Origin of the sequence: Gordonia alkaliphila (assembly GCF_023017165.1) — a bacterium.
Taxonomy (GTDB): domain Bacteria; phylum Actinomycetota; class Actinomycetes; order Mycobacteriales; family Mycobacteriaceae; genus Gordonia; species Gordonia alkaliphila.
This window is the reverse complement of the sequence record NZ_JALKBW010000001.1, coordinates 188,399-205,817: the sequence shown is the minus strand read 5'-3', so window position 1 is coordinate 205,817 and position 17,419 is coordinate 188,399. Positions and strand designations below refer to the sequence as shown.

General features: G+C 69.5%; 13 protein-coding genes and 2 pseudogenes. 6 read left to right on the top strand and 9 right to left on the bottom strand.

Translation table 11 applies throughout. From position 1 onward, the window contains the following. Nucleotides 1-293: 293 nt before the first annotated feature. Nucleotides 294-1,130, bottom strand: a complete 837-nt coding sequence (locus MUG78_RS00985) for a serine hydrolase (protein WP_246997159.1) — start codon at nucleotides 1,128-1,130, stop codon at nucleotides 294-296. A gap of 336 nt (nucleotides 1,131-1,466) precedes the next feature. Beyond that, nucleotides 1,467-1,706 (bottom strand): annotated as a pseudogene (locus tag MUG78_RS00980) (LON peptidase substrate-binding domain-containing protein); the annotation flags it as partial. A 287-nt stretch (nucleotides 1,707-1,993) separates the two neighbouring features. Here MUG78_RS00980 and nrdF point away from each other — a divergent pair. Then, a complete protein-coding gene (gene nrdF, locus MUG78_RS00975; protein ID WP_246991367.1) occupies nucleotides 1,994-2,995 on the top strand; it encodes a class 1b ribonucleoside-diphosphate reductase subunit beta in 1,002 nt (333 codons plus the stop codon). Nucleotides 2,996-3,028: 33 nt separating this feature from the next. Here nrdF and MUG78_RS00970 read toward each other — a convergent pair whose 3' ends face one another. Further along, complete coding sequence (locus MUG78_RS00970; RefSeq protein WP_246991366.1) at nucleotides 3,029-3,793, bottom strand: helix-turn-helix transcriptional regulator; 765 nt, start codon at nucleotides 3,791-3,793, stop codon at nucleotides 3,029-3,031. A 171-nt stretch (nucleotides 3,794-3,964) separates the two neighbouring features. Between MUG78_RS00970 and MUG78_RS00965 the strand changes: the two genes are divergently transcribed. From MUG78_RS00965 to ribA, 3 genes are read left to right on the top strand one after another with little or no spacing between them, the layout of a single operon-like run. Further along, nucleotides 3,965-5,131 (top strand): LLM class flavin-dependent oxidoreductase, encoded by a 1,167-nt coding sequence (locus MUG78_RS00965; protein ID WP_246991365.1) that lies wholly within the window; start codon nucleotides 3,965-3,967, stop codon nucleotides 5,129-5,131. A 7-nt stretch (nucleotides 5,132-5,138) separates the two neighbouring features. Continuing rightward, nucleotides 5,139-5,660 carry a flavin reductase family protein gene (locus tag MUG78_RS00960; RefSeq protein WP_246991364.1) on the top strand — a complete coding sequence of 174 codons (522 nt, stop codon included), beginning with the start codon at nucleotides 5,139-5,141 and terminating at the stop codon, nucleotides 5,658-5,660. Then, on the top strand, nucleotides 5,657-6,466 hold the full coding sequence (ribA, locus tag MUG78_RS00955; protein ID WP_246991363.1) for a GTP cyclohydrolase II: 810 nt from the start codon (nucleotides 5,657-5,659) through the stop codon (nucleotides 6,464-6,466). The genes MUG78_RS00960 and ribA overlap by 4 nt, the downstream gene beginning before the upstream one ends. Here ribA and MUG78_RS00950 read toward each other — a convergent pair. The 5 genes and pseudogenes from MUG78_RS00950 to MUG78_RS00930 form a co-directional block, all read right to left on the bottom strand. Then, nucleotides 6,456-7,148: a DUF4873 domain-containing protein gene (locus MUG78_RS00950; protein ID WP_246991361.1), complete on the bottom strand. Its 693-nt coding sequence runs from the start codon at nucleotides 7,146-7,148 to the stop codon at nucleotides 6,456-6,458. The genes ribA and MUG78_RS00950 overlap by 11 nt on opposite strands. Then, nucleotides 7,145-8,071, bottom strand: a complete 927-nt coding sequence (locus MUG78_RS00945) for an AurF N-oxygenase family protein (RefSeq protein ID WP_372493072.1) — start codon at nucleotides 8,069-8,071, stop codon at nucleotides 7,145-7,147. Before MUG78_RS00945 ends, MUG78_RS00950 begins: the two co-directional genes overlap by 4 nt. 108 nt (nucleotides 8,072-8,179) lie before the next feature. Then, nucleotides 8,180-8,962, bottom strand: coding sequence for an SWIM zinc finger family protein (locus MUG78_RS00940; RefSeq protein WP_246991359.1), 783 nt, complete (start codon nucleotides 8,960-8,962; stop codon nucleotides 8,180-8,182). Nucleotides 8,963-8,975: 13 nt separating this feature from the next. Next, nucleotides 8,976-11,839: pseudogene (locus MUG78_RS00935) on the bottom strand (DEAD/DEAH box helicase). A gap of 12 nt (nucleotides 11,840-11,851) precedes the next feature. Next, nucleotides 11,852-12,898 carry an ABC transporter substrate-binding protein gene (locus MUG78_RS00930; RefSeq protein ID WP_372493071.1) on the bottom strand — a complete coding sequence of 349 codons (1,047 nt, stop codon included), beginning with the start codon at nucleotides 12,896-12,898 and terminating at the stop codon, nucleotides 11,852-11,854. Nucleotides 12,899-13,134: 236 nt separating this feature from the next. On the opposite strand from MUG78_RS00930, the gene ctaD reads away from it, so the two are divergent. Both ctaD and serB read left to right on the top strand, forming a co-directional pair. Further along, nucleotides 13,135-14,850 carry an aa3-type cytochrome oxidase subunit I gene (gene ctaD, locus MUG78_RS00925; RefSeq protein ID WP_246991357.1) on the top strand — a complete coding sequence of 572 codons (1,716 nt, stop codon included), beginning with the start codon at nucleotides 13,135-13,137 and terminating at the stop codon, nucleotides 14,848-14,850. A 129-nt stretch (nucleotides 14,851-14,979) separates the two neighbouring features. Continuing rightward, entirely contained in the window at nucleotides 14,980-16,185 is a 1,206-nt protein-coding gene (gene serB / locus MUG78_RS00920) for a phosphoserine phosphatase SerB (protein ID WP_246996724.1), read from the top strand. On the opposite strand, the gene MUG78_RS00915 is transcribed toward serB, so the two are convergent. Then, on the bottom strand, nucleotides 16,186-17,352 hold the full coding sequence (locus MUG78_RS00915) for a polysaccharide deacetylase family protein (protein ID WP_246991355.1): 1,167 nt from the start codon (nucleotides 17,350-17,352) through the stop codon (nucleotides 16,186-16,188). It abuts the gene before it with no gap. Nucleotides 17,353-17,419: the final 67 nt, after the last annotated feature.

The following is a 17,419-nucleotide window of genomic DNA, read 5'->3' as shown; positions in this document are numbered from 1 at the left end:
AGCGGCTTCGGTCGGCGTATCGCAGCGCCGATCAGCCGCCCAGTCGCCAGGCGCAACCAGCCCAGCAGCAGGCCGGCGAGCATGGTGAACGCGACCGCAGGCAGTGCACCCAGCGGGAGGGCGGCCAGCCCCGCGCCGATCACGACGGCGACCGCGGCGACGATGATCCCGGCCCAGCCGGCGCTGTGCCGCAGGCTCTTCCGGGAGAAGCGGGGATCGTCGTGGCGCCCGCTCCGGTTTCCGGGGTCGGCGCCGCATTCTGCCTGCGGATGCGGATGCGGATGCGGATGCGGTCAGTCGCAGCGTCCGCGGGGGAGCGCTTCGAGGTTCTCCTGCAGCCACTGCGCCACCCGATCGAGTTCGGCGATGCCCTCACCCGTCGTCTCGCCCTCGCGGGAGCTGAGCATCGCCACCGCCAGCTGCCTGCCGTCCGGCCAGGTGATCAGGCCGAGCTGGCGGACCTCGTCGGCCTCGCCCCAGCCGCCCTTCATCGCGGTGTGCACGCCGGGCGCGCTGATCGAGTGCAGGCCCCACTCCTGCTCCGCTGAGACCTCGCCCATGAAGCCCAGGATCTGCTGGCTCCCGGGCATGCACGGCAGCCGCGCGGCGAACCGGGCGCTCCCGGCCAGCGGCCACCGGGTGAGACCGAAGATGTCCTCCGGATCGTCGATCGGGGCGAGCTGCACATCGCCGTCACCGCCTTCGCGCAGCACCGCGGTCACCCGGGCGCGGGCCTGGTCCGGGGTGCCCAGAGACTCCCGGAGGGCCAGGGCGGCGTCGTTGTCGGAGTCGACGATCGCCGATTCGATCGCCGCGTCGATATCCGCCCGCACGTCGGCGGACTCCCCGGCGGCGTGCCGCTGGGCGGCCAGGGCGAGGGGCACCTTGATCGTCGACCACGCGTATTCGGAGGTCTGATCGCCGAAGGTCAGCACCTGAGTGCCGCCGAGCGGAAGCAGTGCGACACCGACGCCGGCGGGCAGTTGTGCGGCGGCGTAGCTCTCCTGCAGGCTTGCGCCGTGGCCGATCGCCGGCTGGCCGTCCACCTGGCAGCCGGCGGCGCCGACGGTCAGGGCGCCGATCGTGGCGAGCGCGGTGATCAGGCGGGCGGGGCTGCGGCGGTTTCTCACGCGCCGAGACGGTCGCGCAACAGCGGGAGGACGTCGTCGACGGCGCGGATCATCGTGTCGAGGCGCTCGGCCGGACCGGGTGCCCGCAGCACGGCGTACCGGTCGGCCGCACCGAGGGGAAGGTTGGCCGCGGTGACGAAGGTGTACTCCGAGGGCGGAAGGTGGTCGGGGGCGCCCAGCGCCAGACTCGGGCGGCCGCTGGCGGCGGCGAGGTCGTCGTACAGGGCCTGGGCCTCGCCGAGGATGGAGAGGAACGGCGCGGATCCGCTGCCACCGGTCGGGCGCGAAATCGACCGGATCGTCGGGCCAGAGCTCGATCTCGGCGCGCGGATAGGGATCGTCGTCGAGCCAGCGGGTCACCCGCAGCCGCTCGACTCCGCGGCAGGCCAACTGAATCTGCCCGCTGGCCCGCAACCGGTGACCGACGATCTGCGCGGTGGTGCCGACATCGAAGCGTTCGTCGCCGCCACCCACCTCGCTGCCCCGCGCGATGAGCACCACGCCGAATCGGCTGTCGGCACTGAGCGCATCGGCGACCAGCTTCCGGTACCGCGGCTCGAAGACATTGAGCGGCATGGCCTCGCCGGGCAGCAGCGGATGCTCGAGCGGGAACATCGGCAAGACGGTCATGCCATAAGAATGGAAGCCCAGCAGCGGAATTGCGATGCGGCGCGCCGAACGGAGTCGCACCGGTGCCGCGCGGCATCGGGCGGCCGCACCGTCGACACGCCCGGAGAGCCGAAAAGCGCGACACGCCGAGCTGGGCCGAGACACACCATCTTGTGGTCGCCGTGGCGCGTCGGCGCAAGGGGTAGTGTTATGCGCACCTGCTTCACCCCCCCATCTACGAACGCCGAGGTGCCATGACTGCGTCCGCTCACAGCCCAGCCGAAGGCGCGCCGATCAAGCTGGTCGACCGCGTCAGCGCTATCAACTGGAACCGTGTTCCGGACGAGAAGGACGCCGAGGTCTGGGACCGCCTGACCGGCAATTTCTGGCTCCCGGAGAAGGTGCCGGTGTCCAACGACATCCAGTCGTGGGCCACCTTGACCGACTACGAGAAGACCATGACGATGCGGGTCTTCACCGGCCTCACCCTCCTGGACACCATCCAGGGCACCGTCGGCGCGATCTCGCTGATCCCGGATGCGCAGACCCCGCACGAGGAAGCGGTGCTCACCAACATCGCCTTCATGGAGTCGGTGCACGCCAAGAGTTACAGCCAGATCTTCTCGACGCTGTGCTCCACCCGTGAGATCGACGAGGCCTTCCGCTGGTCGGAAGAGAACGTGCACCTGCAGCGCAAGGCGCACATCATCATGGAGTACTACCGCGGCGACGACCCGCTCAAGCGCAAGGTCGCTTCGACGCTGCTCGAGTCGTTCCTCTTCTACTCCGGCTTCTACCTGCCGATGTACTGGTCCTCGCGCGCCAAGCTCACCAACACCGCCGACATGATCCGCCTGATCATCCGCGACGAGGCCGTGCACGGCTACTACATCGGCTACAAGTACCAGCGTGCGCTGGAGACCGAGAGCGCCGAGCGTCGCGCCGAGCTCAAGGAGTACACCTTCGAGCTGCTGTTCGACCTGTACGACAACGAGTCCGACTACACCGAAGCGCTGTACGACGACGTGGGTCTGTCCGAGGACGTCAAGAAGTTCCTGCGCTACAACGCCAACAAGGCCCTGATGAACCTGGGCTACGAGGCGATGTTCCCGAAGGACGAGACCGACGTGAACCCGGCGATCCTGTCGGCGCTGTCGCCGAACGCCGACGAGAACCACGACTTCTTCTCCGGCTCGGGCAGCTCGTACGTCATCGGCAAGGCCATCAACACCGAAGACGAGGACTGGGACTTCTAAGAAGCGGTATGTCCCGTCGGCGCCGGCCGGCGGTCACGCGCGGGCGAGTTCCTCAGTGAGGACCAGCTTCGCGAACTCGACCCGATTGCGGGTCTTCGTGACCGCCAGCACGGCGCTGACGTGCTTTTTCACCGTGTCCAGACCGATGCAGAGGGTTGCGGCGATCTCCTCGTTGGTCTGACCGTCGGCCACCAATTCGCCGATCTGCGCCTGCCGCGGAGTCAGCGCCGACCGCCACGACGGCGCGTCGTGCCCGGGCAACGTCTGCGCGAAGGTGGAGAGCTGCCGGGCGAGCAGGCCCAGCCCGGCGAGGCGCTCGGGCGGCACGCTCTTGTCCTCGTCGTCGAAGATCCCCACCATCGCGTGACTGCGCCCGGCCAGTGCCAGGTGCAGCACCGAGGCGCTCTTGAGCCGATGTCGGTACAGGAAGCGGTCGAGGTAGGTGACCGCTTCGGTGGGCAGCTCGCGGAGACTGGTGTGGCAGATCGCTCGGTTGCGCGCGAGTGCCGCGTACGACTGCGGGGTGGCGAACATGTCGTCGGCGTACCACCCGGCGGTGTACTCGTCGATGATCGGCGTGATCCGGCCGGTAGTCACCGGGTGCGGATCCCGGAAGGCGCCTCGGAAGGTCGCGCCGGTCAGGAACGTCGTGTTCGGGAACCGGTAGCGCCGGTGCAGGGCGTCCATCAGCAGGTTCTTGAACTCCGGGAGCGAAGCAGCCTGCGCGCAGTCGTCCAGGACGGCGAAGATCGCGTCGTACTCGCGGCTGGGCAGGGTCGACGACTCGGATCGCTGCACGGGGTCCTCCTGTTCGGGTGGGCTGCCGACGTTGCGTCGATTGTGGGCGTTCGTGCGCTGTGGTGCAAGACACCACTTTGGTGCACTGTGCGTGCAATCACAACGATCTTACGGTGGGGTGACCGTCGAGCAGAACCGGCTCGACGCCGATCACCAACCGAGGAGAATCTCATGTCACGACTGCGTTTCGGCTACTTCATGGCACCGTTTCACCCGGCCGGGCAGAACCCGTCGATGCTGATGGAACGCGACCTGCGGTTCGTCGAACACCTCGACGGCCTCGGCTACGACGAGATCTGGTTCGGCGAGCACCACTCCGCAGGCTCGGAGATCTTCGCCTCGCCGGAGATCATGATCGCCGCGGCTGCCTCGCGCGCCCCGAACATCACCTTCGGCACCGGTGTGACGTCGCTGTCGTACCACAACCCGCTGTGGGCGGCCGACCGCATGATCCAGCTCGACCACCTCACCCGCGGCCGCGTCATCTTCGGCGTCGGCCCCGGTTCGCTGCCTACCGACTCGATGATGATCGGCCTCGACCCGATCGACACCCGCGAACTCCTGCAGGAGAACGTTGACATCATCGTGCGACTGCTCAACGGTGAAGCGGTCACCGCCAAGACCCGCACCCACGAACTGATCGACGCGCGCCTGCAACTGGCGCCGTACCGCCCGACCGGTCTGCCGGTGTCGGTGGCCGCGGTCGCCTCGCCCACCGGGCCGCGTTTGGCCGGCACGCACGGCCTCGGGTTGCTGTCCATCGGTGCGACGCTCTCGGCCGACGGCTTCGACGCCCTCGCCCACCACTGGAACATCATGGAAGAGCGGGCGCAGGAGCACGGCAAGACGGTGAATCGCGACGAGTGGAGCCTGGTCGGCATCTTCCACATCGCCGAGACCGAGGACGAGGCCCGTCGCCAGGTGCGGCACGGCATCGAGCAGTGGTTCGACTACTTCCAGCGGGTGGCCGCGTTCCCGCAGATGGGAGTCTCCGGCGACAAGCTCGACGAGATGATCGACTTCGTGAAGGACTCCGGCATCGGCGTCATCGGTACCCCGGAGCAGGCCCGCAACCAGGTCCAGCGGCTGTGGGACCAGTCCGGCGGCTTCGGTTCCATGCTGCAGATGGCCACCGACTGGGCCACCCCGCGCGACACCCGGCGCTCGGCGGAGCTGTTCGCCGAACAGGTCTTCCCGTACTTCCAGGGGCAGGCGCAGCCGACTCTCGACGCCGCTGAGCGGGCCCGTGCGGTCCAGAGCGGCTACGCCGACAAGCAGATGGCCGCCGTCGACCACATGACCAAGAAGTACGAGCAGGAGCTGGCCGCGAAGGCCTGAGACGACGATGGCCGACACAGCTGTGACTCTCTCGCTGCAATCCCGCTTCCGGGACGCCATGGCCGGTGTGTGCAGTCCGGTCGCCGTCGTGACTTCGCGCGACGGCGACCGGCCGCACGGCACCACGGTCTCGGCGTTCATGTCCCTGTCCATGGAGCCGCCGATGATCGCGGTGGCCCTCGATCACGGCTCCGACCTCCTCGCCGCGGTCCGCGCGCACGGTCGCTTCGGCGTCAATGTGCTCGCCGCGCCGCAGCACGACCTCGCCGGGGCCTTCGCTCGCAAGGGCGCCGCCAAGTTCGACGGCGTGTCCTGGTCGGATTCGCACGGCGTCCCGAAACTGGCCGACGTGGCCGGCTGGGTGGCCTGCGAGGCGACCGAGTTCGTGGTCGGCGGCGACCACACGGTGCTGTTCGGCACCGTCGTCGAGGCCGACGTCGGCGTCGATCGTCCGCTGACGTACTTCGCGCGCACCTTCGGCACCCACCTGCCGCACGAGGTGCCGCTCCCGCAGGGAGCGGTCGGATGAGCCTCCCGCGCCACCTGCTGTCGACGGTCGCCGACGCCGCGGCGACCGTCGCCGCCGGCGGCATGGTGGTGGTGCTCGACGACGCCGACCGGGAGAACGAAGCCGACCTGGTGATGGCCGCCGAGTTCGCCGACACCGACGCGATGGCCTTCTTCATCGAGCACACCTCGGGTCTGCCGGTGATCACCGTCGGGCAGCTGCAGGAGCACCTGAAGGTGGTGCCGACCGGTAATGCGCCGGTGCCCACCGACCGCGGTCGGGCGCACGCGTACGCCTATCGGAGCGGCGGGGTGGAACACCTGGCGATGGTCTACGGCGACATCGCCGAGCGGGCCGAGGTGCTGGTGCGGGTGCACAGCGAATGCATGACCGGCGACCTGTTCGGTTCGGCGAAATGCGACTGCGGGCAGCAGTTGTCGGCCTCGGTCGACGCGATCGTCGCCGCCGGCGGGGGAGTGGTGGTCTACCTGACCGGGCACGAGGGCCGCGGTATCGGGTTGGGGCGCAAACTCCGGGCCTACCGGCGGCAGGCCGAGGGGCTCGACACCGTCGACGCCAATGTGGCGGTCGGTGCGCCGGTGGACGCGCGCGACTACGGTGTGGCCGCGCAGATCCTGGCGCACCTGGGGGTGGAGGAGGTCGCCCTGCTCACCAACAATCCGGACAAGGTGGATCGGCTGACCGACTTCGGCATTCCGGTCGGCCGCCGGATCCCGGTGGAGGTGGCCGCCGGCGCGGAGAACATCCGCTACCTGCAGACCAAGCGGGACCGGATGGGCCACCTGCTCGGTCAGTTCACCGGCTGAGTCGGGCCGGTTCGGTGTCGGGGCTCCAAGGCGGGGCCCCGACACCGGCGATCCGGACGGTCCCCCACGGGGTGAGGTCGGTGAGTCGAGCGTCGACCGGCGCGCCGTCGCGGATGCGAACCTGCACCCGGCCGCGGCCGTCCGGGGCGGCGGCGCGGGCGGCCGCGCCGTACAGGATGCCGGCCCAGCGGAAGCGTCCCTCCGCGCCGTCGGTGCGGCCGCGGGCGCGCAGACGGGCGGTGAACTCCGCGTCGTCGAGCACCACGTGCACCTCGTCGTCGAATACGCCCGCCTCGACGTCCTCGACACCTGACCAGTCGAAATGGGTCGCGTCGAAGTGCTCGAGCGGCCGGAACGCCCGCCGCCACCAGTGCGGGCGCGGTGCTCGATCCGGCCGAGCCTGCACGGACGGGCGCACCCGGACGCCGTGCGCGCCGACCAGGTGCGCCTCGGTGAGCGCGGCCACCACGTAGTCGACCGAGGCGGGGCGGCAATAGAAGACGTCGGGGGTGGCGGCGGCCGCCACCGTCAGGAAGTTCGGTACCGGCGCCGGCTGATCGGTCACCACCAGGTCGGTCTGCGCCGGGTCGTCGACCAGGTCGAACGCCAGCGGAGACCGCTGCAGCCGACGTCGGACCTCGGCGATCGACGGGCCGCGGTCCACCAGCGCGATCGTGGTCACGGCAGGAATCCGGCCCGGTGCCACCGACGCTCGGCGAACGACCCCATGAGTCCGGTCTTGCGGAAGAACGCCGCCAGCGGCGCGAACGAGGTGATCTGCGAGGCGTGGAAGTGCGGATTGGCGCGCGCGATCGCGGCCACCTCGCGCGGGTTCGGCAGTCCTGCCCGCTGGTACATCTCCGGATTGGTGAACAGGAGACGGAAGATGGGCGCGGCCAGGCCGTGCAGATTCGCGGCGAGCACCGTCTCGGTGCGCGAGCGGATCGGCATGCGGCGCACGATGCCGTCGCGCGCGAACCCGATGTGCCGGGACTCCTCGGTCACATGGATCTGCATGAGGCGGGCGACGATCGGCTGCAGCTCGGGATCGTCCTTGATCTGCCGCTGGAGGGCGTCGAACAGTTCCTCGCCGACCAGGGTGATGACCCACAGGAGCGTGCCGCGCATGGCGAACGGGAGCAGGTGCATGACGCCCCGCTCCCAACTCCGCATCGGGTAGGCGCGGGCGCCGACGTGCTCGATCACCTTGCCGAACATCGTCATGTGGCGGCACTCGTCGCCCATCTCGGTGAGCGCGTAGTGGGTGGTGGAGGCGGCCGGGTCCTGCCGCATCAGACGGACCAGCAGCGCGCGGTTGAGCAGGTTCTCGAACCAGATGCCGACCGACAGGATGTTGGCCAACTCCTGCCGGGACACCTCGATCTGCTGCTGCGTGGTCAGCGACTCCCACAGCTCGGTGCCGTAGATGCTGACCACGCGGGGCGGCAGGAAGAACTTGTCCGACGGCAACGGCGCGTCGAAGTCGAGTTCGATGATCGGATCGTAGGAGCGCTGCGCCGATCCCTTGAGCAGTCTGCGCGCCACCACGGCGCGTGCGTCGTAGTCGTACTCGGTGGCGGTTTCGGGGTTGTTTGCGATGGTCACAGGACTACCTCCGGTTATGTCCTGGACCCTATGACGACTCGTGAAAGGTGTCAATGGCCAATGACACGGTTTCCGATGGCGAAGTCGGTGCTCGGCGCTCGGCGGTGCTCACCGATCCCGGAGCGCCGCGTACAGCTCGGCGAGGTCGTCGAGGGCTTCGCCCAGTTCGGTCGCGCCGATACCGGAGGCGCGCAGGGCCGCGCGCAGCGCACCCAGGTCCAACTCGGTGAGCGGATCCATCGGTGCGGCGGTGGGCAGCGCGGGGATGGGGGCCTGATCGCCGTAGTACGTCGCGGCGATCTGCTCGGGCGTCGCGGTGGGGGCGTTCCCCGCGTTCTGGATCGGGGACGCCTCGTCCCGATCGGGCTCGCGGTCGCGGGCCAGTGCCAGCAGGTCGGGGAGATCGGTGCCCAGCACCCGCAGCAGGACGGTCGGGTGGCGGTCGATCTGCGCGGACACCTCGAAGGCGGTGGCCAGCACGTGGATGCAGCGGGGCGCCTCGTCGGGACAGGTGCACGCCGAGGCCACGTCGGCCGATTCGGTGGGCGCGATGAGTTCGCCCAGTGCGGGAGGCTGTTCGCCGCGGGCCAGGGCGAGCAGCGCATCGGTCTCGCCGGCCGCGCGCAGCAGCGTCACCACCGTCGCCGGGTCGATGGGGCGCGGCGTGAGGACCACGTCGAAGGGATCGAGTTGGCTGCCGCGCACCGCGGCGGTGATCTCGCCGGGCGCCACGACGAGGTCGTCGACGTGGTGGTCGCGGAAGTAGCGGCGCGCGCCGGTGAGATGTCGATGGTCGGCGCCGGTCTCGACGACGGCGGCGAAGGCGCGACCCCACGGCGTGAGACCGTAGCCGCGCACCGGCGGCCGAGAACCCTTGCGGCGCGCGCTCATTCGCCCACCGCCCTCATTCGCCGACCGCCTCATCGCGGAGGGAAAGGAGATCGAGAAGTGCGTCGTCGCCGAGATCGGCTAGCCAGCTCTCCCCGGTCGCGACGGTCAGTGCGGAGAGCTCGCGCTTGGCGGCGATCAGTTCGTCGATGCGTTCCTCCAGGGTGCCGACGCAGACGAACTTGCGCACCTGCACCGCTCGGGTCTGCCCGATCCGGTAGGCGCGGTCGGTGGCCTGTTCCTCGACGGCCGGATTCCACCACCGGTCGGCGTGGATCACCTGGTTGGCGGCCACCAGATTCAGTCCGGTGCCACCGGCCTTGAGGGTGGCGAGCATGATCGGCGGGCCGTCGTCGCGCGCGAAGTCGGCGACCAGTTCGTCGCGCCGCGTGCGGGGGAGCCCGCCGTGCAGCACCGGGACGTCGCGGCCGAGGATCGGGCCCAGCCACTGGCTGAGCAGGTCGGCGAAGGCAGCGAACTGGGTGAAGATCAGGCCGCGGTCGCCCTCGTCCACCAGGGTGGTCGCGATGTCGGTCAGCAGTTCCACCTTGCCCGAGCGGTGTCGGCCCTGACGCAGCATGGGGGAGCCGTCGCCCAGGTAGTGCGCCGGGTGGTTGCACACCTGCTTGAGTCGGGTCAGGGCGGCCAGTACGGTCTGGCGTCGTGCGCCGAGGTAGGCACGGTCGTCGAGCGCCTCGTGCAGGTCGTCGAGGATCGCCTGGTAGAGCCCGGCCTGCTCGGCGGTCAGGTTGGTGCGCACCGTCAGCTCGGTCTTCTCCGGCAGGTCGGCGGCGATCGCCGGATCGGTCTTGAGGCGCCGCAGCACGAAGGGCCGGGTGATCGCGTTGAGCCGGTCCAGCGCGCGCGGATCACGTTCGCGCTCAATGGGTTCGGCGAACCGCGAGCGGAACGACGACGCGGTCCCCAGCAGTCCCGGGTTCACCAGGTCGATCACCGACCGGAGGTCTTCCAGACGATTCTCCACCGGTGTACCGGTCAGGGCGATGCGCCGCCGAATATCCAGTGCGCGAAGGGATCTCGCGGCTGCGGTCCGTGAGTTCTTCACGTGCTGGGCCTCGTCGACCACCAGCAGGTCCCAGCCCAGCGCGATGAAAGCCTCCCGATCCCGGGTCAGGGTGGCGAAGGTCGTCAACACCACATCGGTGGCGGCGCTGGACAATTGCGCGTGATCGCGGCGCGGTCCGTGGTGCACCACCACGCCCAGCTCCGGCGCGAACCGTTCCAGTTCGCGCTGCCAGTTGCCGATCACCGACATCGGGCAGACCACCAGTGCCGGCGGCGCGCCGGGTTCTTCGTCGCGGCGGCAGGTGATCAGCGCGATCACCTGCACGGTCTTGCCCAGCCCCATGTCGTCGGCGAGGACTCCGCCCGCGCCGATGCGGCCCAGCGCGTGCAGCCATTCCAGTCCGCGCTGCTGGTAGGGCCGCAGGGCGGCGTGCAGCGTCGGCGGCGGCGTCACCGGCTCGGGCACCAGCGTGCCGCCGGTGGCCACGTCGTCGAGCCAGCCGAGTCCCTGGACGCTGCTCACCGGGACCGGCAGGCGGGACTCGTCACCGGTGATGAGGCGCATCACCTCGGCCAATTCGAGGTCGGTGCCGACGGACTTCCCGGCGGCGAGGAACGCGGCGGCGCGGCTGAGCGCGGCGCCCTCCGCGCGCACCCAGCGGCCGCGGACCCGCACCAGGTCGCCGTGCTGGCGGGCGAGCTCGTCGAGATCGTCCTGGCCGAGGGCGGCACCGCCGTCGCCGAGCGCCAGCCGCCATTCGAAGTCGGAGATCTCGTCGAGTCCCACCAACCCCGGACGGGCCCGCCGCCGGGCACCGCGCTGCCGCGCATCTGCAGCGTGGGCGTCACGGTGGCCACCGTGTGCGGTAGGAGGACGGTGATCCCGGCGGCGCCGACCGCGGCCGCGCCGGTGGCGAAGAAGTCGGCGACCGTCGCGGTGTCGAGCAGGAAGTCGAGCGTGTGCGGGTCGGTGTCGGCGCGGGACAGTCGACCGAACGCGGCGACGGCGGCGGCCAGCTCGGTGGTGAGGTCGTCGAGTTCGTGCGGACCCAGCCGGTGCGGCACCACCGGGGTCACCGCGCCGTCGGGGGAGCGGCGGCACACTTCCAGACGCCAGCGCTCCTGCTCGGGCGGTAGTACGGGGGCGGCCGGATCGTCGTCCGGCTGGTGCAGGCGCAGCACCAGGCTCGGCCCGGGCGGAGCGCCGGTGCTCTGCCAGCCCTGCCACGCGGCGGTCGCGCTCGCCCCGGCGGGCAGGGGCATCGGCGCGGCCTGGGTGAGGCCGTCGACGAGGGGCACCCGGGACCGGCCGCGTTCGTCGATCAGCGCCCGCCGCGTCTCGGCATCGAGTACCTCGGCGACGAAGTCCAGCAGCGCGCCGGTGTCGCCGTTGGCGATCAATGCGGGCGGGGCACTGGCGGCGATGACCGTCTGCCAGCCCAGCCAAGCCGGGCTGGGCAGCAACTCCCACCGCACCTCGTCCTGGCCCGGCCGCACGCCGGGCGCCACCGCGCCCGCATCGCGCAGCCGCCGCGCTCCGGCCAGGAGATAACAGTAGAAGGCGACGTCACCGCCGACCCTCAGGTGCGCGCACCGGTCCAGGAGTTCGACGGCGGTGGGGACACCGAGGGTCACGGCCGGCCGCAGCGCGCGGGTGCCGTCGGGGCCGACGTGATCCACGGTGTGCCGGAGTCTCCGCCGTGACACCAGGTCGGCGACGGCGTCGGGCACCTCGGTCAGATCCCCGAGCGGCAGGGACTTCTCGGCGGCGACCGGTGCGCCGTCCGGCCACAGGGCCAGACCCAGGCCCGGCCGCCAGAGGGCGCGCAGTCCGAGCGTCGGGCCGCGAGACAAGCGGGCGCCGACCTACTCGCCAGCGGAGCTCGAGTTCAGCGAGCTCTTGACGTCGTTGAGGACCAGCCAGGCCGCCGCCAGGCCGGACGAGCGGTACCAGACGTCGTCGTTGATCCAGAGAACGCGCTGCCAGCTCGGTGCGCCCATCTCCTTCCAGCGGTCGCTGTCCAGCACCGAGGTCGCGCGGTTCATGCCCGCCTCGCCTTCGGCGCTGACGTAAATGAGGTCGGCGTCGGCCTCGGTGAAGTTGGCGTCGGTCACCACGACCGGATCCGCACCGCGCTGGCCGGCCGGTCGCTGCACCCCGACTTCGGCGAGGATGGAGGCGCCGAAGCTGTCGGTGCCTTCCAGCAGTTCGTCGTCGGGGGTGAACCGGACCAGTGAGACCTGGCTGTGTGCGGCATCCATCACGGTGCCGATGCGCTTGACTTCGGCGTCGAACTCGCCGAGCCGCTCGGTGGCGGCCGCGGATCGATTCATCGCGTCGGCGACGGCGGTGAACAGGCTGCGCCAATCCTTGCCCGGCTGCACCGTCGCGACGCGCGCGGTACCCAGGGCGCCCGTCTTGCGCAGAGCCGACAGCTCGGCGGCCGTGTTCGGGGTGGCGAGCACCAACTGGGGGTCGGCCTCGCGCACCGCGTCGGCGGTCGGATCGTCACCGAGCGTGGGGACGGCGCCGAGCTCGGGACCGAGATAGGCGGGGATGCTGCCGGGGGCGGCGGTCACCGCGCGCACCCTACTACCGATGCCCAGTGCGCAGAAGGCGTCGAGCAGGCTCGGATCGGTGACGATCACCCGGACCGTGTCACTGCGACCGGGATCCGTGGCGGTGGGCGCCAGACAGGTCTTGGCGTAGTCGCGGTCGGCGTTGACGATGTTCACGCCCGCGATCCGCGAGGTGACCGTGGAAATCACCTTGCCGTCCGGGGTCCGCAACGTGGTGTCGGAATCGCCGCACGCGGTCAGACCGAGGGTCGCGACGGTGGACAGTGCGACCAGGGCGCTGATGCCACGGGAGCGGGCGCGTCCCGGTCCGCGGCGCGGGGAGTTAGCGAGCACCCGACCACGCTAGCAGAGCGCAGCGGCGTCACGGCGACGGGCGAGTCGCTCCGATGGCGGCCCCGACCTGCGAAAACTCGGGGTGGTTAGAATCGAATACGACAGATCGTAGGACCCGTGCGGTGCGCGGCCTACGTCTGGTTTACGATCAGAGGACAGCGCAGGCGGCGGCGTGCCGTTTCGCGCCTTAGATGGTTAGAGTCCAGGCGCCGGTCGGGCGCCCAGGAGGAGGATCTGTGACCGCCCTAGACCAACCGACGACCGAGGTGACTCCGGTTCGTCCGTATCCCGAGCGCTATCAGCGCAAGGGGTCGTTCTTCTACAAGATGATCACCACGACCGATCACAAGCTGATCGGTCAGATGTACATGGTGGCGTCGTTCGCGTTCTTCCTGGTGGGCGGCTTGATGGCCCTCCTGATGCGCGCCGAGCTGACCCACCCGGGACTGCAGTTCCTGTCGAACGAGCAGTTCAACCAGCTGTTCACCATGCACGGCACCGTCATGCTGCTGATGTACGCGACCCCGATTGTGATCGGTTTCGCGAACTTCGTGCTGCCGCTGCAGATCGGCGCGCCGGACGTCGCGTTCCCGCGTCTGAACGCGATGGGCTTCTGGCTCTTCCTGTTCGGCAACCTGGTCGCGCTGGGCGGCTTCCTGACCCCCGCCGGTGCCGCTGACTTCGGTTGGACCGCCTACGCGCCGCTGAGCGACGCCGTGCACGCGCCGGGCTTCGGCGCCGACCTGTGGATCATGGGTCTCGGCGTGGCCGGCCTGGGCACCATCCTCGGCGCGGTCAACATGATCACCACCGTGGTGTGCCTGCGCGCCCCCGGTATGACCATGTTCCGCATGCCGATCTTCACCTGGAACATCCTGGTGACCAGCGTCCTGATCCTGCTGATCTTCCCGCTGCTGACCGCAGCCCTGCTGGGCCTGGAGGTGGACCGCCAGTTCGGTGCCCACATCTACGACCCGGCCAACGGCGGCGTCATCCTCTGGCAGCACCTGTTCTGGTTCTTCGGTCACCCTGAGGTCTACGTGATCGCGCTGCCGTTCTTCGGCATCGTCTCGGAGGTCTTCCCGATCTTCGCCCGCAAGCCGCTGTTCGGCTACTCGGGTCTGGTCTACGCCACCCTGTCGATCGCCGCGCTGTCGGTGGCCGTCTGGGCGCACCACATGTACGTGACCGGCGCGGTCCTGCTGCCGTTCTTCTCGTTCATGACGTTCCTGATCGCGGTGCCCACCGGCGTGAAGTTCTTCAACTGGATCGGAACCATGTGGAAGGGTCGAATGACGTTCGAGACTCCCATGCTGTTCTCGATCGGTTTCATCGTGACCTTCCTGTTCGGTGGTCTGACCGGTGTGCTGATGGCCAGCCCGCCGATCGACTTCCACATCTCGGACACGTACTTCATCGTCGCGCACTTCCACTACGTCCTCTTCGGCACCATCGTGTTCGCGACCTACGCGGGCATCTACCTGTGGTTCCCGAAGATGACCGGGCGCATGCTCGACGAGCGCCTCGGCAAGTGGCACTTCTGGCTCACCTTCGTCGGCTTCCACCTCACCTTCCTGGTGCAGCACTGGCTCGGCAACGAGGGCATGCCCCGCCGTTACGCGGACTACCTGCCGACCGACGGATTCACGGCGTTGAACGTGATCTCCACGATGGGCGCCTTCACGCTGGGTCTGTCGATGATTCCGTTCCTGTGGAACGTTTTCAAGAGCTACCGCTACGGCGAGGTCGTCACGGTCGACGACCCGTGGGGCTTCGGCAATTCGCTCGAGTGGGCCACCAGCTGCCCGCCGCCGCGCCACAACTTCACGGAGCTGCCGCGCATCCGCTCCGAGCGCCCTGCGTTCGAGCTGCACTACCCGCACATGGTCGATCGCATGCGGGACGAAGCGCATGTCGGCTGGGGTAGCGACAAGCACGTCGAAGCGAAGTGATCGCGGCGGGGTGAGACCCCGCACGACAACCACCAGGCCCGCCCGAGTCCTCCTCGGGCGGGCCTGGTGCATCCCGGATTACCGCCACGGCAGGTCGGGCACCATAATCAAGGTGTGGCTAGCGCAGAGATGGATTCGTCGGTACTTCTAACGGTGAGCGGGCCGGACAAGCCCGGTGTGACGTCGTCGCTGATGACCGTCCTGACCGCATGCGGGGTGGACCTGCTCGACGTGGAGCAGGTGGTGATCCACGATCACCTCACCCTCGGGGTGCTCGTCGCCACCGACCTGTCCGCCGAGGCCTTGCGCGCGAGCGTGTCGGCGGCGTTGGCCGAGCACGGCATGGACGTGGTGGCGGCCCAGAACGACGGAGCGGCCGTCCGCGGACCGTCGAGCCACGCGGTGGTGATCCTGGGCAGCCCGATCGCGGCCGAGGCCTTCGCGGCCGTGGCCGCCGCCCTCGCCGAACGCGGCGGCAACATCGACGCCATCCGGGGCGTCGCCGACTATCCGCTCACCGGCCTGGAACTGCTCGTCACCGTCGACGACGGCGACGACGCCGCACTGCGAAAGGCCCTCGGCGCCGTCGCCAGCCGCTATCCGATCGACCTGGCCGTGGAACGGTCCGGACTGGCCCGGCGCGCCAAGCGCGTCATCGTGTTCGACGTCGACTCCACGCTGATCCAAGGCGAAGTGATCGAGATGCTGGCCGCCGAAGCCGGCCGGGAAGCCGAGGTCGCCGCCGTCACCGAGGCCGCCATGCGCGGCGAACTCGACTTCGCGCAGTCGCTGCACCAGCGGGTGCTGGCCCTGGAGGGCCTCGACGCCGAGGTGATCGATCGGGTGGCGCAGTCCATCGAACTGACGCCCGGCGCACGCACCACCATCCGTACCCTCAACCGGCTGGGCTACCACTGTGGTGTGGTGTCCGGTGGCTTCCGCCAGGTGATCGAACCGCTGGCCGCGCAGCTGGAACTGGATTTCGTCCGCGCCAACACCCTCGAGGTGGTCGACGGCAAACTCACCGGCCGGGTGATCGGCGAGGTGGTCGATCGGCCGGGCAAGGCGCGCGCGCTCGCCGCCTTCGCCGCCGAGATGGGCGTCCCGATGGAACAGACGGTGGCCGTCGGCGACGGCGCCAACGACATCGACATGCTGACCGCGGCCGGCCTGGGTATCGCGTTCAACGCCAAGCCCGCCCTGCGCGAAGTGGCCGATGCGACGCTGGATCACCCGTTCCTGGACGCCGTGCTGTACATGCTCGGCGTGACGCGCGACGAGATCGAGGCCGCCGACGCCGTCGACGGCGGGGTGCGCCGGGTGCCGCTCGCCTGATCAGCGCTTGCCGTCGACCGCCACCGCGGGCAGCTTCTGCAGATCGGCGAGGACCTGTGGATCCTGCAGCTCCATCCAGGCGATCACGTCCTGGTAGGTGGCGCAGATGGTCTCGGCTTTGGTGCAGGTTTCGCGCATGAAGTCGGCGGTGGCCGGATTGAAGGCGTTACCGTTCCACTCGTTGAAGTGGTTCGCGATGACCAGCGGAGCACGGTTGCCCTCGTAGGCGCGTCGGTACATGTAGTCGTACGTGGACTTCACCGCCCGGCGGATCTTCGGGGCATCCTTCGGACGATTCACCGCGCCGTTGTACGTGTACCAGAAGTTGTAGTCCAACGCGGTCTGCCGGTGCTTGAGCGCCGGCGAATAGACGTAGGGGATGGGGAACTCCCAGATACCCCGTTCCTTGGCGGGCCAGAACAGCCCGGGCTGCACGGCTGCCATCGACGAGTCCCACGTCATGTCGTGCTTCCGGAGTGCGGGGAACAGCGCCTTCGGGTTGCCCTCCAGGCACTGGGTGCGGCCGCCCTTGACCACCTCCGGGCCGAAGGCCAGGTCGGGACCGGTGGTGATGCCGTTGTTGGTTCGCCAGTTCACCATCAGGGAGAAGAACTGATTGAGCTCGTGGTTCCAGTCGGCGGTGGTCCAGTCCTTGCCCGGATACTTGGTGCCCGCGCAGAAGTGGCTCACGAAGTGCGTACCCATCTCGTGGCCGTCGTACCAGGTCCGGTTGAGGTACTCGATCTCCTCGATCACCTCGGCCTTGGTGCCGCCGAAGGCGATCGCGGCCTCGCCCGCCTTGTGCCCGGGGGCGCGGTACTTCTTTCGCGCCGCGTCGGTGAGGAAGTACAGACCGGTCATCAGCGCGGTGAACCGGGCATTGGTCTCTTTCGCCGTCTCCAGGAACATGTCCCAGTTCGGTCCGACGCCCACGCCGTCGAACGAGAAGAGGATGAACTGCGGCGGCTTCGCGCCCGGGGCGAGCTTGGTCATCGGCACGTTCGACGCCGCGCGGACCGGCTCGGTGGGCGTCGACTCGGCCGGGACCGGCCACCGCACGCCCCGGCCGGTGGTGTCGCTGGAACACGCAGCGGTCCCGACGAACAGGGTGACGGCCACGGTCGTGGCGGCCGCGCGGGCCGCCCATCGGCGCGTGCTCGTCGGCATCGGGTCCCCTGAGTGTGCAAGCGCAGCAGACACGAGTCGAGGACACCGCCTGCGTTACGGTGTCCTC

Excerpts from the sequence above, each read along its gene's own strand:
- MUG78_RS00915 (WP_246991355.1), bottom strand. The coding sequence starts at position 17,352 with ATGCCGACGAGCACGCGCCGATGGGCGGCCCGCGCGGCCGCCACGACC.
- MUG78_RS00940 (WP_246991359.1), bottom strand. The coding sequence starts at position 8,962 with ATGAGCGCGCGCCGCAAGGGTTCTCGGCCGCCGGTGCGCGGCTACGGT.
- MUG78_RS00960 (WP_246991364.1), top strand. The coding sequence starts at position 5,139 with ATGGCCGACACAGCTGTGACTCTCTCGCTGCAATCCCGCTTCCGGGAC.
- serB (WP_246996724.1), top strand. The coding sequence starts at position 14,980 with ATGGATTCGTCGGTACTTCTAACGGTGAGCGGGCCGGACAAGCCCGGT.
- ribA (WP_246991363.1), top strand. The coding sequence starts at position 5,657 with ATGAGCCTCCCGCGCCACCTGCTGTCGACGGTCGCCGACGCCGCGGCG.
- MUG78_RS00965 (WP_246991365.1), top strand. The coding sequence starts at position 3,965 with ATGTCACGACTGCGTTTCGGCTACTTCATGGCACCGTTTCACCCGGCC.
- nrdF (WP_246991367.1), top strand. The coding sequence starts at position 1,994 with ATGACTGCGTCCGCTCACAGCCCAGCCGAAGGCGCGCCGATCAAGCTG.